Source organism: Pedobacter sp. SYSU D00535, from assembly GCF_017355855.1.
Taxonomy (GTDB): domain Bacteria; phylum Bacteroidota; class Bacteroidia; order Sphingobacteriales; family Sphingobacteriaceae; genus Desertivirga.
The window spans coordinates 47,470-68,300 of record NZ_JAFEWD010000010.1 but is presented as its reverse complement, the minus strand read 5'-3'; the positions used below and the strand labels follow the sequence as shown (position 1 = coordinate 68,300).

Below are 20,831 nucleotides of genomic sequence, written 5' to 3'. Positions count from 1 at the left end.
TTAGTTATTAGTCAGGTAATATCTTACTGACAGCTCACCTCTTCCTGTCGTATAAAGACTTTTATATATTGGTTCGATTAAATTCCTTCTCAAATCCAAATATGCACTGATATCAAAGTGCTTCCCTGCCAACCAATGGATATTCTGTTTCACTCCCCACTGCCGTGCTACTCCCTTGTTATCCAAATAGGTCATGGAAGATGAGAGGTTTAATTTTTTAAATAAAGGATACTGGCAGCCGGCTTCCGAATTAATCATGTCCCCCATCAGCATGTCACCAGACAGTTCCTTGTTTCCAAACAGTGATCCTGATATGGTAAATTGGTTCATCACGACAGTATGGGTGTAGTTCAATGTCAAAAAATTACTATTTGCAGCAGTGCCTGAAATTATTGCTGTACCGGCGACATCTGAAAGATTGAATTTATTGTCAAATAGTTGCTTTGCGATATTCAGGTTGCTGAAACTATAATAGCTCCCTATTCTGTACCGACCATTGCCACTGAACTGAAACTTACGGGATGAATAAACTGGCGTTCTCATATCGCTTATCTTGTTCATCCCGTTTTCCATATATTTTAAGCTAATGTTATACTGCCTGCTTATGGAATATCGTCCGTCTATTTGGACTTGGAAATTCTTCCATTGAGAGTTGGAGGAATAGCTCACTGGCGTATTTTTTAGGTCTGCTCTGACGCCAAGAGAGAACTTATTACTAAAAAAACGCTTTTTCAGGTTCGTGCCTAGGCGCATTCTCATATTCGAAACACCAGCTGCCCCCGGATTCTGGTAACCCAAGCCGGAATAATTGAAATAGAAATTATTCGAAAACGCTGCCTTCTTAAGCTCTAAACTATGGTTTACTCCCAGAGAAAGTGTTTCAAACAGCTCATCGGTAAAATAATTACCCAATGCGCTCTTATCAAGGAATAAATTCTCGTGATAAGCGGATATAGTATTATTATATTGGCTCGCTGATTTAGAAATATCGAAGGTAAGATTCCCCAAGGTATTCATTTTGAGGCTCTGACTAATTGTGAAAGCCATCGTTGTTCTTGATAAGGCGTTTACGGGGCTAACTGAATTATCGTCCGTTTTATTGAAGACGCCAACCCACGACAAACGGCCGCTGCCAAAAGTGCTACTGTGAGTTGCCACACTCAAATAGGAAATATTTCTGGGAAAGGAATAGGTCGAATTCTCAAAGCCGTTATCCTTTGGTAGCCCTACATCCCTCTGACTACCCCAGCCTACCTGCACCGGGCCTCTCCTTGTGTTAATGGTAAGATCAGCTCCTTGTATAAACATATCCCTGTTTAATGAGCTTCCAGGAATTTTAGCAGCAAAGCTTCCAGTCTGAAAGGATTGAACCTTCCCAAGCATATACTGTAACTTGCTAGTTTTCTGCTGTTTTTCCATTTCGGCCATTATTGAAAGATCGATATCATCCAGTTTGTCCTTCCCCGATAAATAATATTGAAGAACTTCCAGATTTTGGGCGCTCAAACCATTCTCCCTTAACTGCTTTTTAAGTGAGTTTACCACCGAAATGATGCTGTCCACTCCCTGAGTGATTTTTTTCTGTTCAGCCTGGGCAAAGAATATACTATCTGTAGTCATCTTTCCACTACGGATAGCATTCCCCGTTTTCTTTTTTAAACTGTCCGTCCTATTAATCAAGCTGCCTTCGTATGGGTTCAAGCCTTCTTTCGCTTTAGTTTGAATCTCTTCCTGCTTTTGCTGCATCAACGCTCTCAATTGTTTCCTGAGGGCAATCTCATCCATACTAAAAAGTTCGATGGTATTCCGGGGATCATCAAGAAAGGAATTAAGTGTCGAATATTTCGTATAATCTGAGGCACCTTGGACTCCCCTCAATTTGTCCCTGATACTTTTCCTTGCAAACTGTGGAAATTCCATCCCGGACAAGTAATTCTTCTTAAACTCAAGGAAGCGCTGAAGGTCGCCTTTAAACAGACCTGAAAACTTCTGCCTGTCAAAATTCAGTTTAAAAAGGTTGCTCTGCAGCGGATCAAAACCAGTATCTGAATTATAACTTTTAGCAAAATCAAATTTTAGAGGAATTTTCCCGACCTGCACCTCTGTTGCAACAGAAAAGATATCAGCAAAACCTGGTGTACCCTTTAGAGGCGTTTCCTGCATATACATGAAGTCGTTCCCAAAAGTTAGCTTAAAGGGAGGATCCTCTTTTTTGATCGAAACACCCTCAAATTGCGACTTTGAATCGCGGCTTAGGCGCTCCATTCTATTACTTACTTCAATGTTCGAGACTTTTTTAACACCAGTAGTATCTGTCCGCGTTTCAAACCTTTTTCCCAGTCGCCCACTAAGCTTTTTAACTGCGGAATCAACAATTCTAGTATTGTTAAACCATTTAGTAGGGCCCCAGGCACTCGTTTTAATACTTCTCGCCGGAGTTAAAGCTGAATCTGTTTTTGTGTCTGTTTTATAGCTGCTGTCTTTTACATCACGACCAACAGGAGTTGTTTGTGAAGATGCCAAAAGTGTATAAGTAAAGGTAAAGCCTAAAAGTACTAGGACCTTTTTCATATTGTGATTCAATCAGGGTTTGCTGCAATTTAGTTAAGGCTCTCCGTTTAGGTTTTTCCTCAAGACAGGCTTAAATAAATCATTCGCATTTAAAACAATGCAACCAATAAATAATTATTCATCTTTTGGCAATAAGATATAGGAGAGCGCGTTTAATACTATTGCCTTAACTCATCGAAGCAAAGATAAACATAAAGTCTAAATTTGGTAATGAAGAAGGCCGTCAACCTCAATTTTTACACCAACTCTTGGATTAGGCGGACGAACAATGCTTTTGTTGACATCAACCTTTGCTTTGCAGTATGCTAGACCGGTCGCTTTTTCCTGCAACTTATCGTCGAATTCCTTCGGTTGTTCACCTAACTATAAATATCTGTAGTGACGAGATAGCCGTCGCAAGCACTTTTGACAACTTCCGTAAATCGTACGCTTAGGCCTTAGGAAAATATTTAATTCAACGCCCAAATTGATGGCCGGCGATGGTTAGTAGGAAATTCCTCAATTCTAGAAGCGCTGATAGATTAGCAAGTCCGCCCCCCCTCCTTGTATCTCCATCTTTAAAGTAGTCCAACATTTTCACCAACTTATGCAACTTCCACTAGCATAGACGTATCGTGCCTATATCTTATCCATTTCCTTTTCAAGTTCCTTTAACAATTGCTCTTCTGAAGGCAAATACAATTCATACTTACTTGCAACGATATTCTTATTATCCTCCGGCAAAGAAAACTTGACAACTGCATTATTCTTCTCGGCACACAGGAGAATTCCGATTGTTCTATTCTCATGAGCTAACTTCTCGACCCTATCAAAATAATTCACGTACATCTGTAGCTGTCCAATATCCTGATGGGTGAGTTTATGCGTCTTAATCTCAACAATCACAAAGCATTGAAGAAGCCGGTTATAGAGAACAAGATCGACAAAGAAGTCATCTCCATCTAAGTGAATTCGTCGTTGACGCGCTATAAAAGAAAAGCCGTTTCCTAGCTCCAATAAAAAATCCTGAAGGTGAGTGATAAGAGCCTGCTCCAAATCCTTTTCGTAGTAAGCAGATTCTCTCTTTAAACCAAGAAACTCTAAAACCATCGGGTCTTTTATTATTTCTTGCGGCTCAATAGGATACTTTTCATTTCGGGCAACTTTTAAAACATCTTCTTTATCATTGCTCAAAAGCAGACGTTCATATAAATGACTATCAACCTGCCTTTCCAACTGCCGGGCGGCCCAATGATTTTTCTCTGTTTCAGCTATGTAGAAATTTCGTTTATCCTCAGAATCAATACTTATCAGCTTCCTGTAATGTGTCCAAGAGAATTGTGCACGCAGTGCGTGCACAATTGGAAAAGCTCGATAAAATTGCCGAAACATATTTAAGTTTCGAGAGGAGAAACCACTCCCGAATTCAGGTTGGAGTTCCTTCGAAATATACTTAATCAATTGGGTACCATATTTCGCCCTATCTTGCCCCTGCTGTTCTTCTTCAAAAATTCGTTTACCGAGGTGCCAATACATTAGCACCCTTTGGTGATCGACTGCCTTCGCTGCCTCGTATCTAGATGATTGAATTATTGATTTGATTTCTTTTATTAAAGATGGATTAATGTTCATGATGAGAGTTGTTAGAAAGGAACTTTCCCGAAAAAAAGTTCCTTTGCTTTTTAGTTTATGCTAGTTTCTTCCTAAGTGCTGCCATGTCCTCACTGATCTTCTTTTCAAGAACCTTCGCGTATATCTGAGTAGTGGCAATCTTAGTATGGCCTAGCATCCGGCTTACTGTTTCGATTGGAACGCCGTTGGAAAGGGTAACGGTAGTGGCAAATGTGTGACGAGCTAAATGGAAAGTAATATTCTTTTTAATGCCGCACAAATCAGCAATCTCCTTCAGATAGCTGTTTACCTTCTGATTGGAGATTATAGGGAATATTGTATTGCTTACCTCTGCTCGGATATTTCCCTTGTATTTCTTAATAATGTCTACTGCTTTTGGAAGAAGAGGGGTATTTACAGGCGTTTCTGTTTTCTGCCGGAATGTTCTCACCCAAAATTCTCCATCTGCGGCTTCAACAATATTATGAGGAGTCAGCTGGATGACATCGACGTAGGCAAGTCCAGTATAACAGCAAAAAACAAAAAGGTCTCTTACCATATCAATCCGCTCAATAGTAAATTCCTTGCTCTCCATTGCAGCTAGCTCTTTGGGCGATAAATGCTCTCTGGTAACTTTCAAAATTTTAAGTTGGTAGTTAATGAAAGGATCTTTAGTGATCCATTCTAGCCGAACCGCCAGGTGAACCATTTTCTTAAGCCGGATAAGATGCTTCATAATGCCATTATTATTCAGAGGCTTTTGATGATCCTTGGGTTTATGGTTTCGAAGAAAGATTTCAAAGTCGTGAATGAACTTGTAATTCAGCTCATGTAGGTAGAGGTCTGAAGCCTTAAATTTTTGCTGAATAAACTTCTCCAAATAGCGTTGGGTAACATAGTAGTGTTTAAGAGTGCTCCACTTTAAGGAAGATTTAGCTGTCTCATTATGGTAGTCAATTAGCTTTTTCAGCGTATAGACTTCTTCGCCTGTACCGAGAAACGCATCTTTTATCGCTTCTGCACTTAACAGCTTTCCCTTTAATTGTAATTGCTGATAACAATTACCTAAGGCAGTCCTTACCTGTGTAAGATAGTTATTGACTGCTTTTACCTCTTCCCGGTTACCTTTTGCCACGCCTTTGCCGGTATCCCAGTTTTTTACGTCTATCACCTGCTTTAACGCAATGTGGCACCGTTGCTTGTTTACTGTTACACTAGCATAGATAGGCGCTTTCCCTTCTTTAGCCTTGTCGGCTCTGATCGTGAAGTGCACACGAAATGACTGTGATGTTTTCATACAATTGCTTTTAAATTTTCAATTCAGAATTCATCCTGTTTTCAGGTAACCTGCAGGTAGCAGAAAGTGCGTTTTTTTGATCAACTTTTTAAGCTGTATTTTATTGATCTTCAAATTATTACAGCACTTTCTGTTACCTCAAAAGTAAAAACTAAAAACAGGTAGTCAGTTAGGTAACAAGAACCTTGGCTTTCTTTGGGGAAGTTGAGGGGATAATTAAACAAAAAACCCCGTAAATACTGCTATTTACAGGGTTTTAGTGTTCTTTGAGTGACTACTCTGTGCGCCCACCTGGGCTCGAACCAGGGACCAAAAGATTATGAGTCTTCTACTCTAACCGACTGAGCTATAGGCGCAGCTAAAACATTATCGTTTTGCGGTCGGCAAATGTACTTATTCCGTCTAAATTCTCAAATAAGAAAATTGAAAAATCGTTTAAACAGGTGTAAAAGAAGTAGAACACATGGTTTAAATGCCTTAAGCTCTTCTATTTGAACTAACTCCTTAACACCTCCGAAAACGAAACTTCATAAAACTCTCCATAAGTTCTTTAGCGGGAGTTTTCCCACCATCTTTTAAAAGACTGATTGGAGTTGTCTAATTCTACAAGCTCCCCGATCATGGGAGTAATAAGCGAAAGGCCTGCTTGCTTATTTAATGCAGTCAATTTTGATAGCGGTTCATTCCAGGGATGCCCGGCAAGATCAAATTTTCCCGAATGAACGGGAAAGACACGTTTCGCCCGCAGGTCTCGACCCGCCTGAAGTACCTCTTGTGGTAGCGTATGGATATACCGCCAGGCTTCGTTATACTGCCCGTTCTCCAAAATCGCTAAATCAAATCCACCAAACCGCTTCCCTATCTCAGCAAAGTGTTTATCATAACCACTGTCTCCTCCTACAAAAATCCTTTTTGAAGGAGTTTCAAAGACATAGGAGGTCCACAACGTATTATTCCTAAAAAGGCTCCTGCCGGAAAAATGGCGAGCTGGGGTTAGATGAACGGTTATCAACCCGTCTAAAGTGAAGGTATCTCCCCAATCCTTTTCAATTAATTGAAAAGGAGAATAGCCCCACTCCTCAAGATGAGCACCAACTCCTAGGGCGCATATCACTTTCCCTACGCGGCCTCTTAGTTTTTTAATTGTTTCGTGATCCAGATGATCGTAATGATCATGTGTAATAACCAGATAATCGATAGCTGGCAAATCCTCCACCTTGTATTTGTTAGTTCCCTTAAAAGCTCCGTTCATCCAGCTAAAGGGGGCTGCATAGCCACTAAGGACCGGATCCACCAAAAAGGTTTTTCCTGACAACTTCATCAAATAAGAAGAGTGCCCAAACCAGACAAGCACTTCAGCATCTGCCGTAAGGGACTTCAAGTTAGTAGTAATCGTGGGAATGCTGTCTGGGGGAGTTAGATTTTCTTTTTTCCTTACCAAGAAATCATAAAGTACGCCGAAATAATTGTATCCTTCCGCTAGGGAGGGTGTAGGGCTTAGATTCTGAAACTTGCCATCTCTGAAATTTTTTGACTTCTTAATCAACTCTAATCGCTTACCGCTTGGCCTTGCCCCGAACGCATCCTGTTGCAGAAGAATGAATCCACCTGCCAGAATGATGATGATAATTATCAATAGGATATACAATACTTTTTTCATTAAATTCTAGACTCCGCTGCGTCTATTTATCGTGTTTTAGTGTTACCTGAGGGCATTATCGTCTTTCTTAACTCCTGCATACTATTTACTTAATAGTGTTTGGATAAAAACCTTCGTTTCGGTAGAGCCATAATCAGCAATGCCCTCATGAAAGTAGGCGATTTCGCCGTTTTTATTTACGATGATTGTAGTAGGCAGACTTCCTTGAAATAGTTGTTTTGGAATGGAGCCGTCGGGAACAAATACCGCCAACCCATACTTATTCTTTTCAAAAAATCTTTGGCTTGATTGCAAGTCTCCATCCACGTTCGCAAGGAGAAAAACAAGGTCTTTTTCATTTTTGAAGTGCTGCGCAAGATTATGAATGGAGGGCATCTCAGCCAGACAGGGCGGACACCATTCTGCCCAAAAGTTCAGAAAGATTACTTTTCCTTTGCTGGCGGCCACATTAATTTGCTCGCCCTTAGAAGACCTAAAAACCGCCGAGGGAGCCTTAGCCGCATGTTTAGCGCTTACCTCTACGAAATCCGGGTTGTACAAACCAGTTTTTATCAGCCCTTCTAAAACAAAGCTTTTTGCGCCGGGATGGAGGGCAATTATAGCAAGTAACGTCCCGCTGATAATAAACCCGATATTTGATTTAATGTACTTCATTACAAATCCAACCTGTTCGAGCTATTCTATCTCCTGTTTCTATCTCCTGTCCCACTTTAACAACAAGTTCCGGAGCTCATCGCCTCTATCGTCACACGGCAAAGGTACACTTAGTCATCTATTTTCTATCCTTACAGCAAAGATTTCAAACTCCTGCTGAACGCCGTAAGCCTTAATGGGCGCAGGGATACCACAGCCGGAGATGAGTAAAGGAGAGCGGGTGAAGTTGCAGGGATCTCCTGTTACTCCTTGAGAAGAAGGCATATTGCATGAAGGTCAGGCGCTTTTCACCGCTACTTCAAACTGCTCAACCTGCTACACCCGTATTTTTTTTATTTATGCAATCGTTCCCGGGATCGATTGCTATCTTTGCTTTGTTTGATTAAAGTTGGTGTATTTCGATACACGTTAGGAGTGATGCTAGTCAGAATCAATGTTGATTGATATCACTAAACAAAAAAAGGCTGCCCAAGGGCAGCCTTTTCCTTTTATAAGCTTCTTTGTATTATCTCGACAGCTGGATCACGCCACAGCCTATTCTTCCTCCTGCGTTTCCGGTAGGCTGAGTAATATAATCATCTGCTTTTTCATGTACCATAATGGCCTTTCCTACAACATCATTAGTAGCTCCTGTTCCAACTGTCCAAAGGTTAGTATCCATTTCAAGCTTTCCTTTACCGTTCGCGTCGAGGGTAACATTACCTATATCGCCTAAATGGAATTGTCCCTGTCCCCATTTTCCATGATTTGCCTTTGTAGGATTCCAATGCCCGTGTGCGTCATTGCCGGCATTCCCGCAGTCTCCGTGCTCGTGAATATGAACGGCCACCGTTTGATTAGCTTTCGAAGGAAACGTAAGTTCCAGCTCCATCTCCACTTCATTTGCTTTCTGAACAAATGAGATGTTTCCTTGCCCAGGAAGCTCAGTAGGTTTGGTAGCGCCGATTTGAGCAACGGCCTTTTTACTATTACCACCTCTTAGGTTTGAGCAAGACACAACTGTTGCCAATAAGGCAACCAGCGATGCAGCAAATACTGACTTCGATAATTTTTTAGTCGTCATCTTCTTGGTTTTTGATTGATCTTATAACAACAAAAGAACAATTAATGTTGAACATTTGATCTATTAAACAAAAAAACCTGCTGGCGCAGGTTCTTTTTAAACTAATGATTAATGTGTTATTTTCCTCTAGGTAGACATAGTTCCGTATATTATAATTCTTCGTCGTGCTGACTTTGATCCAGTCCAACTGTTTCTTCCTCTACAGAAACGCGGAGCGGATGAATAGCATTTGTGATGATCAACAGCAAGTATGAACCAACAAAAGCAAAGAGAGACACACCGACTAAGGCTGCCAGGTGTAATAAAAACAGTTTAGTTTCACCATAGAACAAACCATTTCCGGTTGTATTTGCAGAGTTAACAGCCTGATTAGCGAAAACTCCGGTAAGAAGCATACCTACCATACCTCCTACACCGTGACAAGGAAATACGTCCAGGGTGTCATCAAGTTTGGTACGTGAACGCCAAATTACTACCAGGTTGCTCACCACGGCCGCGATAACCCCGATGGCCAGTGAATGCGGTACTGTTACAAAGCCTGCTGCTGGCGTGATAGCAACTAAGCCGACTACCGCACCAATACAAGCTCCCATTGCCGAAGGCTTTTTCCCTCGGATAATATCAAAAAATATCCAGGCAATTGCGGCGGCTGCAGAAGCAGTAGTTGTTGTTGCGAGCGCAGTTGCAGCAAGTGTACCGGCACCTACCGCCGAACCTGCGTTAAATCCAAACCAGCCGAACCAAAGCAAACCGGTACCCAAAATCACGTAACTGATACGAGCAGGAGTATGATCCAGGTCGTGGCGCCTTTTTAAGAAGATAGCAGAAGCCAGGGCCGCCCAACCAGCAGACATGTGAACCACAGTTCCGCCGGCAAAATCAAGAACACCTAACTCAAACAACAGACCTTGTGGATGCCAGGTCATATGCGCCAAAGGCACATAAATAATGATCATGAACAAACAAATGAAAATCAGGTAGGAGTTGAAGCGGATCCGCTCTGCAAAAGCTCCGGTAATTAATGCTGGGGTAATCACAGCAAATTTGAGCTGGAACATGGCAAACAGAATGAGCGGAATGGTCGGTGCTAGTTCCCAAGTTGCATTGCCAAGCATACCCTTCATCATGAAGAAAGTTCCAGGATTACCGATAATACCGCCCACATCTTCTCCAAAAGCTAAACTGAATCCAAACACGACCCACAGTACTGTAATAAGGCCCATACAAACAAAACTTTGAAGCATCGTGGAGATAACATTCTTTTTCCGAACCATTCCTCCATAAAAGAAGGCCAGACCTGGAGTCATCAGCAATACTAAAGCTGTAGACATCAACATCCAGGCCGTATCGCCTGAATCGATAGCACTTTTTGCACTTGATTGCTCTACCGAAGGGAATACAAGGGTTAAAACCACCACAACAACGAGCAAAATAAAAGGTAAAACTCTTTTCATTCTTATTTATTTTGATTTAGCGATATAAATGTGAGCACTTTTTAAATAAAAACCAAAAATATTTGCATAAATACTAGATTTTATTCTCAAAAAATTAAAAATTAGTAAAAAAATACAACACATAACTACAAAACAAACCAGAAATAGGTAAAAAAGACACAAAAAAAAGCCGGAGAACATCCGACTTCACAAAAACATCATATTGAGTTTACAAGATCAGGTGAGATACGACTTCATCACGAGATCATAAGACTCGGAGGTGATGTAAACAATGGGCTCTTCTTCCAAATGCGAAGCTTCCATAATAATTTTTGTCCCGAAATCATAGGGTTCAATAGTTATAATCCTCCCTTTTTCAAACATGGTAGGTTTGTTGTCTATTAGTACTGTAAAAAATTTTCCGGCCATTAACAATTAATCTTATTTAGGTATGATACTTATAGTGCCGTCTTTTTCGAGAACAGCATATTTTATTTGATTCAAATTTTCAAGCCCCTGAAACTTCCTCCCCGCTTCGAGGATATCCTCTATTTGTAAACGTGACTTTTTGAGCCTATCCATGTACGGCTCTCCATCCTTCAAAATAATAAGGGGCACACCATTAATGAGGTCGTCCACTTTTTTGTATTTGTTGCCGATCAGTGAGATCATTATATCAATAAATACCAGGGTGGAGATAGCGAGCATAGCACCCGTAATGGAATGGTCGTCGTCAATCAACGCCTGTTGCGTTGCCTCACTGATGATGAGCAGCAATACCAGGTCGAAGGTGGTCATCTCTCCCAGGGTTCGCTTCCCCCCCATCCGAAGAATTAAAAACACGAAAAAATAAATGACGGCAGATCTGACTACAATAGACTCCATTTTAAAAGTAGATATATTGTGAAACTTCCTTCCTTGAACCGTTCAACTCAACTACAAGACGCTGCGCCCCCTGATTAATAGGCACCAGATAAAACACGATGTTATTACCCTTTGCAGAACTGAACTTGAACAACACTTTATCTTTCTCAAACTTCACACTCTCGGGCTCGGGTACTATTTTGTCGATCTTGACGGTTTTTACATAGTCGTAATTCAGGGAGATGGATGAATCGCTACCCAAACTGGCTGCATTAATAACAAGTTCCGAGCTCATTGAATACCTTAAGTACCGATCGTACTCCATCCTGAACTCGGATGTTTCCACGGTCCTTCGGCTAAAGATGCCGCTACCGAATAACCCCAAAATCCCCAAAAGCAAAAAAACACCCATTAACATCCAGCCTGCCCGTAAAATCGGCCACTCCTTTTTTTCCGTTTCCAGAGAATCTTCAAGGCAACTGATGTGTTTTTCCATTCACTGTTATCGTAATCGATATTCTAAATCTAACTGCCTTCATTTATTATTGTTTGCAGGCAAAAAGGAATTGAATAAAAAAACAACAAAGCCTTTTCACTCTTGTTAGCAAAAGAAAAAGCCTATGACACCGAAAGATTCAGAACAATACAGCATACCAGACAACGAGCCAAGAGGAAAAAGTTCAGATCCGAAACCAGTCGGGTCAGAACAGGAGAACATCCGAGCAGGGGCAGAAGATGAATCTCAATTGGAAAAACTGGAGCCAAAAGAAGGGGATGCAAAAGCTCCAAATGAAGTAGGCTCCCCTCCTGCCGGCCACGTAGAAAAAGGAGAATAACTTATTCTCTACACCCTCAAGGCGGTTTTCCCGCAGGCTACCGCCTTTTTCCTGACCTTCCTGTTCAGGTAATTTTACTACATTGAGTGCGTTTTACTACAAATCATTAATATGAAGCACTCTTTGTTTTTCACCGCGGCTTTTCTTGCCGCCAACTTGAGCTTTAGCAGTATCGATGCATGGGCTCAATCCCCTTCCCCCAAAAAAGGAAACTTTGATGTAGCTGCTGAGTCTTTTGCTGATCTGCAAATCTTACGCTACCAGGTACCCGGCTTTGATGATTTAAGCCTGCAACAAAAAAAATTAGCTTATTATCTTTCAGAGGCAGCATTATCCGGCCGCGATATCATCTACGATCAGCGAGGCAAATACAACCTGCTTGTTCGTAAAACCCTGGAGAACATCTATTCTACTTATAAAGGAGACAGAAAAGCTGCTGATTGGGGTAAGTTTAAAACTTACGCCGGCCAGGTATGGTTTAGCAATGGCATCCATCACCACTACGGTAACGAGAAGTTTATTCCGGGCTTCTCTTTCGAATACTTTAGCTCCCTGGTTAACAACTCCAGTTCCGCAAATTTTCCACTGTTGAAAGGAGAAACAACAAGCGCATTTTTGACCAGAATCAAACCCATCCTGTTTGATCCCCAGATGCAGCCCAAAATGGTGGACCGTTCGCCTAACATAGATAACGTGGTTGCCTCTTCCAATAATTTCTATGAAGGAGTTACCCAAAAAGAAGTGGAAGATTATTACGCTAGATTTAATACCGAAGGCAACTCTCCTTCGTGGGGACTCAATTCGAAGGTTGTCAAAGCAAACGGAAAGGTAAGCGAGAAAGTCTGGAAAATAGGCGGCATGTATAGTCCCGCCATTGAGCGGATTGTTTTCTGGCTAGAAAAAGCCGTTCCTGTTGCCGAAAACGCACAGCAAAAAGACGCGTTACAAAAGCTAATTAAGTACTACCGCTCGGGCGACTTAAAAGATTTTGACGAATATAATATTGCCTGGGTGAATGACACGGCGTCAAGAATTGATGTCATTAACGGATTTATTGAAGTCTATAACGATGCTATTGGCAAAAAGGGAAGCTTCGAAAGTGTAGTTTCATTAAAAGATTTAGAAGCGACGAAACGAATTAAAGCGATTGCCGACCAGGCGCAGTGGTTTGAAGACAACTCTCCTTTGCTTCCTCAACACAAAAAGAAGGAGGTGAAGGGAATAACCGCTAAAGCTATTACGGTAATCATGGAGGCAGGTGATGCTGCTCCTTCTACTCCTATTGGCATCAACCTTCCAAATGCCGATTGGATCCGAAAGGAACATGGATCAAAATCTGTTTCATTGAGCAATATTATTCATGCCTACAACACAGCCAGCAGTAAAGGCGGTGGAATAGTAGATGAATTTGCTTACGGTGCAGAGGTAAAGGAGCGGATCAAGAAATACGGCGCTCTGGCCTCAGATCTTCATACAGATATGCATGAATGCATCGGACATGCTTCTGGTCAAATTAATCCGGGGGTGGCCACTCCCGACAAAACCCTCAAAAATTATGCATCAGCACTAGAGGAGGCACGGGCAGACCTGGTTGCACTTTACTATATCCTCGATCCTAAATTGGTCCAAATCGGTGTAATGCCTTCTGTAGAGGTGGGAAAAGCGGAGTACGACAGCTATATCATGAACGGTCTCATTTCGCAATTGACCCGGCTTAAGTTAGGCGACAATATCGAAGAAGCCCACATGAGAAACCGTCAGCTTAACGCGATGTGGGTTTACCAGATGGGCAAGAAAGACCAGGTGATCGAGCTGGTAAAAGCAAACGGTAAAACGTATACAAAGATCAATGACTATAACAAGCTACGCGACCTTTTTGGACAGTTACTACGGGAGATTCAACGGATAAAATCTGAAGGAGATTATGAAGCAGGTAAAAACCTGGTAGAAAACTACGGCGTAAAAGTGGACCGGACTTTACACAAGGAAGTATTAGAACGCTATGCTAAGCTGGGCGTTAAAGCTTACAAAGGATTTATCCAACCGAAGCTAACTCCCATAATGCGCGGAAATGAAATTACCGATATCAAACTATCGTATCCTAACTCCTTTTACGAGCAGATGCTGGAATTTGGCAAAAAATACTCTTTCCTGCCGGTAGAGAACTAACAACCCTAAAAAAAGAGGGCTGTCGCGATAGTGAGCAGCCCCCTCTTAAATTAATGATTAATGGTGTTTCTTCTATCCTATTTTAACGGATGTCATAGTTAGCGAACCGCCTACTGCCTTATCATTGAAAAAAGCAACTTCGTCCCGCCTTCCTTTTAATCCTAGTGTGTATAATAGCGGCAAGTAGTGCTCAGGAGTTGGAATAGCCAATGCGGCCTCCCTACCCAGGGTATGATAGTTGATCAAGCTTTCGTGATCGTCGTTGAGGATCAAACCTTTGAACTTCTCATTCAAATCCAGAGCCCAGTCATAGCCTCCTCCGTTAATCATCTCCCAAGATAGCATTCTCAAGTTGTGAACCATATTTCCACTACCTACTAAGAGCACTCCCCTTTTTCGTAATTCATAAAGTTCTTTTGCCAGATTGTAATGATAATCCGGACTTCTGGTGTAATCAATGCTCAGTTGTAGCACAGGGATGTCGGCATTTGGATACATGTGCCGAATAATGGTCCACGTGCCATGGTCTAATCCCCAGTCGTGGTCCAGTTCTAACTTCGTGCTCTGGACGAGGCTTGCTGTTGCCGAAGCAAGCAAAGGACTGCCGGGCGCAGGGTATTGAACATCAAACAAATCCTGAGGGAAACCGCCAAAGTCGTGAATAGTACTCGGGAAGTTCATTGCTGTGATCTTTGTACCCCGACTATACCAGTGAGCCGAGATAACCAGTACTGCAGTAGGCAGAGGAATCTGCTGGGCCATTTCTTTCCAGCGGCGGCTAAACTCGTTATCTTCAATACCATTCATGGGAGATCCATGACCAATAAAAAGCACCGGCATCAACTGCTCTTGCATGGCAAGCGACTCAGTAAATCTGTTGAAAGCACTTAGTGTCGTCATGATCTTGATCCCAATCGTATTCAACCCCTCCTAAACAAAAAAGGAAGTGCTTATCACCTCCTTTTCGTTTACTGACTTCAATTACTTTTGTTGTGCAAACTGAAGTTTTAGATCGATGGTAACATCTTTACCGATAGTTGCGCCCCCTGCTTCTGTTAACGCATTCCACTGTAAGCCGTAATCAAAACGGTTAATAACGGTAGAAGCTCTGAAGCCTGCTTTAGTATTTCCGTAACCGTCTTTAGCAGTACCACCGTAGGTAACATTGAATTTTACCGGCTTAGTAACCCCGTGCAAGGTAAGATTACCTAGCAACTGATACTTATTGCCAGATACCTTTTTGAAAGAGGTACTTTTGAAAGTGATGTTAGGATATTTTTGTGTGTCGAAAAAATCGGGCGCTTTCAAATGGGCGTCTCTTTGATCGTTTTCAGTATCGATAGAGTTTACATCAACCGTGAAGTTAATTTGCGCATTGGTAAAATCAGGATTAGCACTTAGCAAAGAACCATCGAACTTTTTGAACTGTCCCTCAACTTCCGAAATTACAAGGTGAGTTACATTAAACTTTACACTTGAGTGAACCGGATCAACAGTCCATTTTTTTTGAGCAAATAAAGCAGTGTTTGCAAAAAGCACGACGGCTAGTAGAAGAATCTTTTTCATTTCCTTAGTTTATCTTTTTTGATGTTACAAATTTAGGCCTGCTGCCTAACTCTGCCATTGACCTGTGATAAGAAATGAAGTTGATCTAAATCAAGATTGACCAGCCGAAACCCCGTATTTAAACAGCGGGAGTTAAATATTTAGAGATAACTTGTATTCGCAATTAGTAATAGCCTTCTTGTAATCTTCGAGCGATTCGAAGTTAAGACAACGTTGAATAGCTTTTTTATAATATTTAATCGCCTCCTCGAAATTCAGCTGGTACTCTTCCGCTATTCCCAGGCGGTAGAAAACCAAAGCCTTATCAACTAAAGGAATGGTTAGTGCCCGCTGCCCCAGCTGTTTGATCTTTGTCCAATCTTCCAGATTGGTGTAAAGCACAAACAGATTGTTATAAGTGTGAGGATAGTACCTGTCGGTATTGAGAGCTGTTAGAAAATGGTTTTCGGCTCTTTTATAATCATCCAACTGCGTCCGGTAGAGCCAACCCAGCGAATTGTGAGCAGGAACAAAGTTAGGCTCTTCCATAATAATGGACTCGAGCAGATGTTTTGCGTGGGGATAATTGGAATTTCTAATGGCTTCTTCCGCCTCCAGGTAAGTATCTTCCAAATGACTATTCATCTTAAAATTTAATTGAGCAACAAAGAGCGGTTATGCTTTTATCAGTTGTTTCCTGATTCTGCTTAACGTTTCCGGAGTAATCCCAAGATACGAAGCAATCATGTGCTGAGGGATGCGACGAATGATTTCGGGATAGGCATTTGCCAAAGAAGTATAGCGATCCTCGGCAGAAAGGCTGAGAGAACTGATTAGGCGCCGCTGCGTGGCAATGAAATTGTTTTGCAGAAGAATCCGGACGAAACGTTCAAACTTCGGCACTGCGTCAAAGACTTGTTCATACTTGTCGCGATGCATCAATAGAAGCTCCGAGTCTTCAAGGGCTTCGATGTTATATATCGTGGGCTCTCCGGTAAGATAGCTGTAATTATCCGTCATCCACCAGCCTTCCAGACCAAACTGCACGCTGATATCATTCCCCCTGTTATCTAAGGTATATAAACGTAAGGCTCCGCGATTAATAAAGGCAAGGTATTTAGCCACATCATCCTGCTGCAGCAAGTATTGACGTTTTTTAATTGTCCTGGGAATAAAAAAAGCTTTTACCGTCTCGAATTCTTCCGGATTAAGCGTTATCTTCTCAGTTAGCTTCTGATATAGCAGCTCGTGCATCTGACAAAAATAAACAGAAGTATTGACTCCTTGCAATAAAAGACTAAAGCAGCGGAAAAGAGTCTTTATTAAACGTATATCTTAGAAAGCACTAACAAAAAACGCCGTCCTGAGACAGCGTTTCTGAAGCTTAAAATATGTATTCCGCTTAATGACCTGAGTGGCCATCTGCACCATGTGCATGACCATGTGCCAACTCTTCCTGAGTTGCCTCACGTACATTTAAGATCTGACCTTTGAAGTGCAGATCCTGTCCGGCCATAGGATGGTTCAAATCTACAGTAACCCCAGATTCAGAAACATTGGTTACGCGGGCTCTAAACTGGTTGCCGTGGTTATCCTGAAGAGGTAAAACTGAATCTACCTGAGGCATATCCATACCCTGGAACATTTCTGCACCAAGTTCAGCCACTGCATTTTCGTCCTTTTCACCATAGGCATCAGCGGCAGCTAGATGAAAATCGTAGTTGTCACCCGCTGAAAGGCCATTTAGATTCTCTTCAAACTTCGGCAGCATCATGCCCACGCCGTAAAGGAAAACCAGTGGTTGTTCCTCTGTAGCCTTTTCCACAAATACTTCCTGACCGTTTTCAGTGGTGTACAAATCGTACGTAAGCGCCACTACGCTGTTTGGTTGAATTCTCATAATTATATAAATTGTAGTACACGGGACTTTGCCTTGCCGCCCGAGTACTTCTGATTAAACCATAAAAGTTTATCGCTAACTTGTGTAACCAACAAAGGAGGGTTCTGTTTTTTAGCAAGAAAAAAACCTTCGCAAGTCTGACTACCTGTGTTGCAACGCGAACAGATTTGACGAAAGTAAGTATTTAAGATCTATTGAACGAATTATCAGGATAGAGAAAAGCAGGCTAAAGCTTTGAACCTATGGATGGCTTGACTGAATATCTATACGTCTTTCTCAAGCTTTTCAAAAACTTTAGCCTGGAATTCTGCTTTAGACAGCACTTTCTCAGCAAAATCCATATGCCGGCAGGAGTACTCGATCAGTTGAAATACCTGGTATTTTTGTATTCCTCCAAATTCTACCTCTACATCGGCTACATGAGAGGTAAGCGGAAAGTCATACTTCTCGAGCGTCTGAAATTGATCATCAGAAATATTTAAAAGAACATAATGATCATAACGACCAAAAAGTAGTTTCCAGCAAAGTTTAATTCTCTTAACAAAGTTTTTCAAGGTAGTAGTCATGTTCTCTTATCTCCTTCGCTTCCCCCTTATAAATACAATAATCAGGCCGTTTGTTTGATTTTTTGAAGCGGAAATCACAGGAAGTAAACATTGGAACATCAACTGGTTTTCCTGTAAAACGTCACTTAGAAATGTGTTGTAAGTCACTCGTAAAGCTACTTTCAACCCAGATGTTTGTATTATAAATTAAACCTCTAATAGCAGGATCATGAAAAATCTCCTTCTCTCTGTATTGAAACTAACCGTAGCTTTAGAAGTTGCCATGTTAGTAATTGGAATCTATGCTATAATTAAAGTGATTTTTTAGCAAATGTCTGCATACGTTGCATTGAGGTGGATCTTTTAGGATTAGAAAAGCGAAGATCTACTTCAATTGGAGAAGAGCGTCTGCTACTGTATGCACGGGCAAACCGCAGGTTCTGTTTTTGCAAACATAGATTGTTGTCTTATCTGTCCACTTATCCTGCAACAAGGGCAGAGTACCAGGGCTTCCCCCCAGCGTAATTTTATTTGGAACAAAGTATTTTTCCAGTTCCGTTCGGAGTGCTTCGGTCTCCGCTCCCGTGATGGCCACTTCTAACAATCCAAACACCTCATACAATAACAGAGTGCACCAATTTGAGTAGGCGGATCCATACGTCTTTATAGAGGTAAATACGCATGAGAGCATTTCCCTTGCTTGATCAAGATAGGCCTCATTATCAAAAAAGTGCCCTAATTTATAAAGGTTAATCGCCATTTGTGAATTTGAGGAGGGAATCACGTTGTCCAGAAGTTCATGTTTGCGAACAATAAGTTCTTCAGCGCTTTGCGACGTGTAGTATAGGAGGCCTGTTCCCGCATCATAAAACTGCTGCAATACATATTCACTCAACCGCATTGCCTCGTTCAGCCATTCCTCATCAAAAGTCACCTCATATAATGCAATAAAAGCATCAATCACAAAGGCATAATCATCGAGGAAAGCGTCTTCAAAACTTGGGACTTCAGCCTGAGCTCTGAAAACGCGGTGCAACCTCCCATTGCGCAGCAGTGACTGCCGGATAAATCTCCCGTTCTGCAGTGCTAAGTTGAGGAAAGCTGGATCAGCAAAAGCCTTGTACGCATCGCACAATCCTTTCAATGCCATACCGTTCCAGGAAGCCAGGATTTTCGTGTCTCGAGCCGGCCGCACGCGAGTTTCGCGATTTTGAAAAAGTTGTTGCCTGGCTTTTTCAATCTTCTCAACCAGATCCTTCTCCTCTATCCCTAATTCTCCTGCGATAGCGGATGCGGAAGAAGCTATCATTAAAACGTTTGTACCTTCCTCCTGCCAGTTGCCCTCGGGAGTACAGCTGTAGAATTTGCAAAACGCTTCGGCGGCATTTCCTAATAGTTCTACCAGCTCTGTGTAAGAAAAAGTATAAAACTTCCCCTCTACCCCTTCGCTGTCGGCATCAAGTGCAGAATAAAAACCACCCTCGGGAGACGTCATCTCCCGCTCCAACCACTTCACCGTCTCATAAACCACCGTTTTAAACCGCTCGTCTCGGAAGTACTGAAAGCCCTCTGAAAAAAGGCTCAGAAGCTGGCCGTTATCGTACAGCATTTTTTCGAAATGCGGGACATGCCATTTTTCATCTACCGAATATCGGGCGAAACCGCCACCCAGATGGTCGTAAATCCCTCCCTGAGCAAGCTTTTCCAGGGTTAATTTGCAGATTGACAATGCAGTATCGTCAGCTGCTAACGCCCCATACTGCAAAAGGAAGCGCCAATTGTTAGGCATGGGGAATTTTGGCGACCGGCTGTACCCGCCCTCCTTAAAGTCGAAATACTGTTTCCATGGCTCAAAGACAGCTTTTAAATCATCGCGGCTATACGAACTGGCTTCCTGCGATAAGTCGAGTTGTTCCGCTTCACTTATTCCAGCTGTTAACCGCTCTGCATATTCAAGAGCCTGCTCCGATTTGCTCTGCCAGAATTCGGCCAGGTTCACCAAGAGTTTCTTCCACTCCTCTTTTCGATAGTAGGTGCCAGCATACAAAGGCCGCTGATCGGGAAGACAAATACAATTGAGGGGCCAGCCCCCTCGGCCTGTCATCAGTTGGGCCGCCATGATGTAGATCTGATCGATGTCAGGACGCTCTTCGCGATCTACTTTGATGCAGATAAAATGCTGGTTCATGATAGCAGCCACCTCCTGGTCCTCAAAGCTCTCTTGCTCCATCACGTGACACCAATGGCAAGCAGCGTAACCTATACTAACTATAATCAGCTTATTCTCATCACGTGCGCGTCGGAGTGCCTCAGCCCCCCATGGGTACCAATCCACCGGGTTTTCTGCGTGCTGTAAAAGGTAGGGAGAACTCTCCTTGCTTAACCTGTTTGCCATAAATATAAGGGGTCGATATCAGTCTGGAATGAATGCTTTAATAGCTGCACCTATTTTTTCAACCAACTCCTCATCGAGGGTTCCATCTTCCTGTTCCCAGCACTCTACCTCTTCGCAGGTATGAACCAGGGTACATAAGTGCTCGTCGTTGTGCACCACATGATACACCGAGTTGCACGGAACCACCAGAATCCGACTGTAGTCCCCAGTATCATACAGATCTACTTCCACATGAAAAGGGATCTCCGGCTGCTTTTCTTGTTCAAAATCAAAGTCCTCGTCCATCATGCTATTCTAACAAGCAAGGAC

At 42.2% G+C, this 20,831-nt stretch carries 20 protein-coding genes and 1 tRNA gene; 2 read left to right on the top strand and 19 right to left on the bottom strand.

The window, feature by feature from the left end:
* The 11 genes from J4N23_RS16570 to J4N23_RS16520 all read right to left on the bottom strand — a co-directional run bounded on the left by J4N23_RS16570 (position 1) and on the right by J4N23_RS16520 (position 11,628).
* The gene (locus J4N23_RS16570) at positions 1–2,571 is read right to left on the bottom strand and encodes a hypothetical protein (protein WP_207428879.1); all 2,571 of its coding nucleotides are present in this window, start codon (positions 2,569–2,571) and stop codon (positions 1–3) included.
* A 618-nt stretch (positions 2,572–3,189) separates the two neighbouring features.
* Positions 3,190–4,182 (bottom strand): YhcG family protein, encoded by a 993-nt coding sequence (locus J4N23_RS16565; RefSeq protein ID WP_207428878.1) that lies wholly within the window; start codon positions 4,180–4,182, stop codon positions 3,190–3,192.
* 55 nt (positions 4,183–4,237) lie between these two features.
* Complete coding sequence (locus J4N23_RS16560) at positions 4,238–5,458, bottom strand: site-specific integrase (RefSeq protein WP_207428877.1); 1,221 nt, start codon at positions 5,456–5,458, stop codon at positions 4,238–4,240.
* 282 nt (positions 5,459–5,740) lie between these two features.
* A tRNA-Ile gene (locus tag J4N23_RS16555) sits at positions 5,741–5,814 on the bottom strand.
* Between the two features lie 194 nt (positions 5,815–6,008).
* Positions 6,009–7,118: an MBL fold metallo-hydrolase gene (locus tag J4N23_RS16550; protein WP_207428876.1), complete on the bottom strand. Its 1,110-nt coding sequence runs from the start codon at positions 7,116–7,118 to the stop codon at positions 6,009–6,011.
* 81 nt (positions 7,119–7,199) lie between these two features.
* Positions 7,200–7,772: a TlpA disulfide reductase family protein gene (locus tag J4N23_RS16545; RefSeq protein ID WP_207428875.1), complete on the bottom strand. Its 573-nt coding sequence runs from the start codon at positions 7,770–7,772 to the stop codon at positions 7,200–7,202.
* 505 nt (positions 7,773–8,277) lie between these two features.
* The gene (locus tag J4N23_RS16540; RefSeq protein WP_207428874.1) at positions 8,278–8,835 is read right to left on the bottom strand and encodes a superoxide dismutase family protein; all 558 of its coding nucleotides are present in this window, start codon (positions 8,833–8,835) and stop codon (positions 8,278–8,280) included.
* 149 nt (positions 8,836–8,984) lie between these two features.
* Positions 8,985–10,289 (bottom strand): ammonium transporter, encoded by a 1,305-nt coding sequence (locus J4N23_RS16535; protein ID WP_207428873.1) that lies wholly within the window; start codon positions 10,287–10,289, stop codon positions 8,985–8,987.
* A gap of 216 nt (positions 10,290–10,505) precedes the next feature.
* Entirely contained in the window at positions 10,506–10,697 is a 192-nt protein-coding gene (locus J4N23_RS16530; protein WP_207428871.1) for a hypothetical protein, read from the bottom strand.
* Positions 10,698–10,709: 12 nt separating this feature from the next.
* Complete coding sequence (locus tag J4N23_RS16525) at positions 10,710–11,153, bottom strand: DUF421 domain-containing protein (protein ID WP_207428869.1); 444 nt, start codon at positions 11,151–11,153, stop codon at positions 10,710–10,712.
* Between the two features lies 1 nt (position 11,154).
* Positions 11,155–11,628, bottom strand: coding sequence for a hypothetical protein (locus tag J4N23_RS16520; protein ID WP_207428868.1), 474 nt, complete (start codon positions 11,626–11,628; stop codon positions 11,155–11,157).
* Positions 11,629–11,752: 124 nt separating this feature from the next.
* On the opposite strand from J4N23_RS16520, the gene J4N23_RS16515 reads away from it, so the two are divergent.
* On the top strand, positions 11,753–11,968 hold the full coding sequence (locus J4N23_RS16515) for a hypothetical protein (protein WP_207428867.1): 216 nt from the start codon (positions 11,753–11,755) through the stop codon (positions 11,966–11,968).
* 111 nt (positions 11,969–12,079) lie between these two features.
* On the top strand, positions 12,080–14,137 hold the full coding sequence (locus tag J4N23_RS16510) for a dihydrofolate reductase (RefSeq protein WP_207428866.1): 2,058 nt from the start codon (positions 12,080–12,082) through the stop codon (positions 14,135–14,137).
* 72 nt (positions 14,138–14,209) lie between these two features.
* On the opposite strand, the gene ygiD is transcribed toward J4N23_RS16510, so the two are convergent.
* From ygiD to J4N23_RS16470, 8 genes are all read right to left on the bottom strand, one after another.
* On the bottom strand, positions 14,210–15,037 hold the full coding sequence (gene ygiD, locus J4N23_RS16505) for a 4,5-DOPA dioxygenase extradiol (protein ID WP_207428865.1): 828 nt from the start codon (positions 15,035–15,037) through the stop codon (positions 14,210–14,212).
* An 81-nt stretch (positions 15,038–15,118) separates the two neighbouring features.
* Positions 15,119–15,703, bottom strand: a complete 585-nt coding sequence (locus J4N23_RS16500) for a YceI family protein (protein WP_207428864.1) — start codon at positions 15,701–15,703, stop codon at positions 15,119–15,121.
* A 132-nt stretch (positions 15,704–15,835) separates the two neighbouring features.
* Entirely contained in the window at positions 15,836–16,327 is a 492-nt protein-coding gene (locus tag J4N23_RS16495; RefSeq protein ID WP_207428863.1) for a tetratricopeptide repeat protein, read from the bottom strand.
* A gap of 30 nt (positions 16,328–16,357) precedes the next feature.
* A complete protein-coding gene (locus tag J4N23_RS16490) occupies positions 16,358–16,936 on the bottom strand; it encodes a Crp/Fnr family transcriptional regulator (RefSeq protein ID WP_207428861.1) in 579 nt (192 codons plus the stop codon).
* A gap of 148 nt (positions 16,937–17,084) precedes the next feature.
* Positions 17,085–17,582, bottom strand: coding sequence for a peptidylprolyl isomerase (locus J4N23_RS16485; RefSeq protein WP_207428859.1), 498 nt, complete (start codon positions 17,580–17,582; stop codon positions 17,085–17,087).
* A gap of 263 nt (positions 17,583–17,845) precedes the next feature.
* Positions 17,846–18,148 carry a hypothetical protein gene (locus J4N23_RS16480; RefSeq protein ID WP_207428857.1) on the bottom strand — a complete coding sequence of 101 codons (303 nt, stop codon included), beginning with the start codon at positions 18,146–18,148 and terminating at the stop codon, positions 17,846–17,848.
* 364 nt (positions 18,149–18,512) lie between these two features.
* A complete protein-coding gene (locus J4N23_RS16475) occupies positions 18,513–20,522 on the bottom strand; it encodes a thioredoxin domain-containing protein (RefSeq protein ID WP_207428855.1) in 2,010 nt (669 codons plus the stop codon).
* A gap of 18 nt (positions 20,523–20,540) precedes the next feature.
* Positions 20,541–20,810, bottom strand: coding sequence for a hypothetical protein (locus J4N23_RS16470; RefSeq protein ID WP_207428854.1), 270 nt, complete (start codon positions 20,808–20,810; stop codon positions 20,541–20,543).
* Positions 20,811–20,831 lie beyond the last annotated feature (21 nt).

Excerpts from the sequence above, each read along its gene's own strand:
- J4N23_RS16570 (WP_207428879.1), bottom strand. The coding sequence starts at position 2,571 with ATGAAAAAGGTCCTAGTACTTTTAGGCTTTACCTTTACTTATACACTT.
- J4N23_RS16565 (WP_207428878.1), bottom strand. The coding sequence starts at position 4,182 with ATGAACATTAATCCATCTTTAATAAAAGAAATCAAATCAATAATTCAA.
- J4N23_RS16560 (WP_207428877.1), bottom strand. The coding sequence starts at position 5,458 with ATGAAAACATCACAGTCATTTCGTGTGCACTTCACGATCAGAGCCGAC.
- J4N23_RS16550 (WP_207428876.1), bottom strand. The coding sequence starts at position 7,118 with ATGAAAAAAGTATTGTATATCCTATTGATAATTATCATCATCATTCTG.
- J4N23_RS16545 (WP_207428875.1), bottom strand. The coding sequence starts at position 7,772 with ATGAAGTACATTAAATCAAATATCGGGTTTATTATCAGCGGGACGTTA.
- J4N23_RS16540 (WP_207428874.1), bottom strand. The coding sequence starts at position 8,835 with ATGACGACTAAAAAATTATCGAAGTCAGTATTTGCTGCATCGCTGGTT.
- J4N23_RS16535 (WP_207428873.1), bottom strand. The coding sequence starts at position 10,289 with ATGAAAAGAGTTTTACCTTTTATTTTGCTCGTTGTTGTGGTGGTTTTA.
- J4N23_RS16530 (WP_207428871.1), bottom strand. The coding sequence starts at position 10,697 with ATGGCCGGAAAATTTTTTACAGTACTAATAGACAACAAACCTACCATG.
- J4N23_RS16525 (WP_207428869.1), bottom strand. The coding sequence starts at position 11,153 with ATGGAGTCTATTGTAGTCAGATCTGCCGTCATTTATTTTTTCGTGTTT.
- J4N23_RS16520 (WP_207428868.1), bottom strand. The coding sequence starts at position 11,628 with ATGGAAAAACACATCAGTTGCCTTGAAGATTCTCTGGAAACGGAAAAA.
- J4N23_RS16515 (WP_207428867.1), top strand. The coding sequence starts at position 11,753 with ATGACACCGAAAGATTCAGAACAATACAGCATACCAGACAACGAGCCA.
- J4N23_RS16510 (WP_207428866.1), top strand. The coding sequence starts at position 12,080 with ATGAAGCACTCTTTGTTTTTCACCGCGGCTTTTCTTGCCGCCAACTTG.
- ygiD (WP_207428865.1), bottom strand. The coding sequence starts at position 15,037 with ATGACGACACTAAGTGCTTTCAACAGATTTACTGAGTCGCTTGCCATG.
- J4N23_RS16500 (WP_207428864.1), bottom strand. The coding sequence starts at position 15,703 with ATGAAAAAGATTCTTCTACTAGCCGTCGTGCTTTTTGCAAACACTGCT.
- J4N23_RS16495 (WP_207428863.1), bottom strand. The coding sequence starts at position 16,327 with ATGAATAGTCATTTGGAAGATACTTACCTGGAGGCGGAAGAAGCCATT.
- J4N23_RS16490 (WP_207428861.1), bottom strand. The coding sequence starts at position 16,936 with ATGCACGAGCTGCTATATCAGAAGCTAACTGAGAAGATAACGCTTAAT.
- J4N23_RS16485 (WP_207428859.1), bottom strand. The coding sequence starts at position 17,582 with ATGAGAATTCAACCAAACAGCGTAGTGGCGCTTACGTACGATTTGTAC.
- J4N23_RS16480 (WP_207428857.1), bottom strand. The coding sequence starts at position 18,148 with ATGACTACTACCTTGAAAAACTTTGTTAAGAGAATTAAACTTTGCTGG.
- J4N23_RS16475 (WP_207428855.1), bottom strand. The coding sequence starts at position 20,522 with ATGGCAAACAGGTTAAGCAAGGAGAGTTCTCCCTACCTTTTACAGCAC.
- J4N23_RS16470 (WP_207428854.1), bottom strand. The coding sequence starts at position 20,810 with ATGATGGACGAGGACTTTGATTTTGAACAAGAAAAGCAGCCGGAGATC.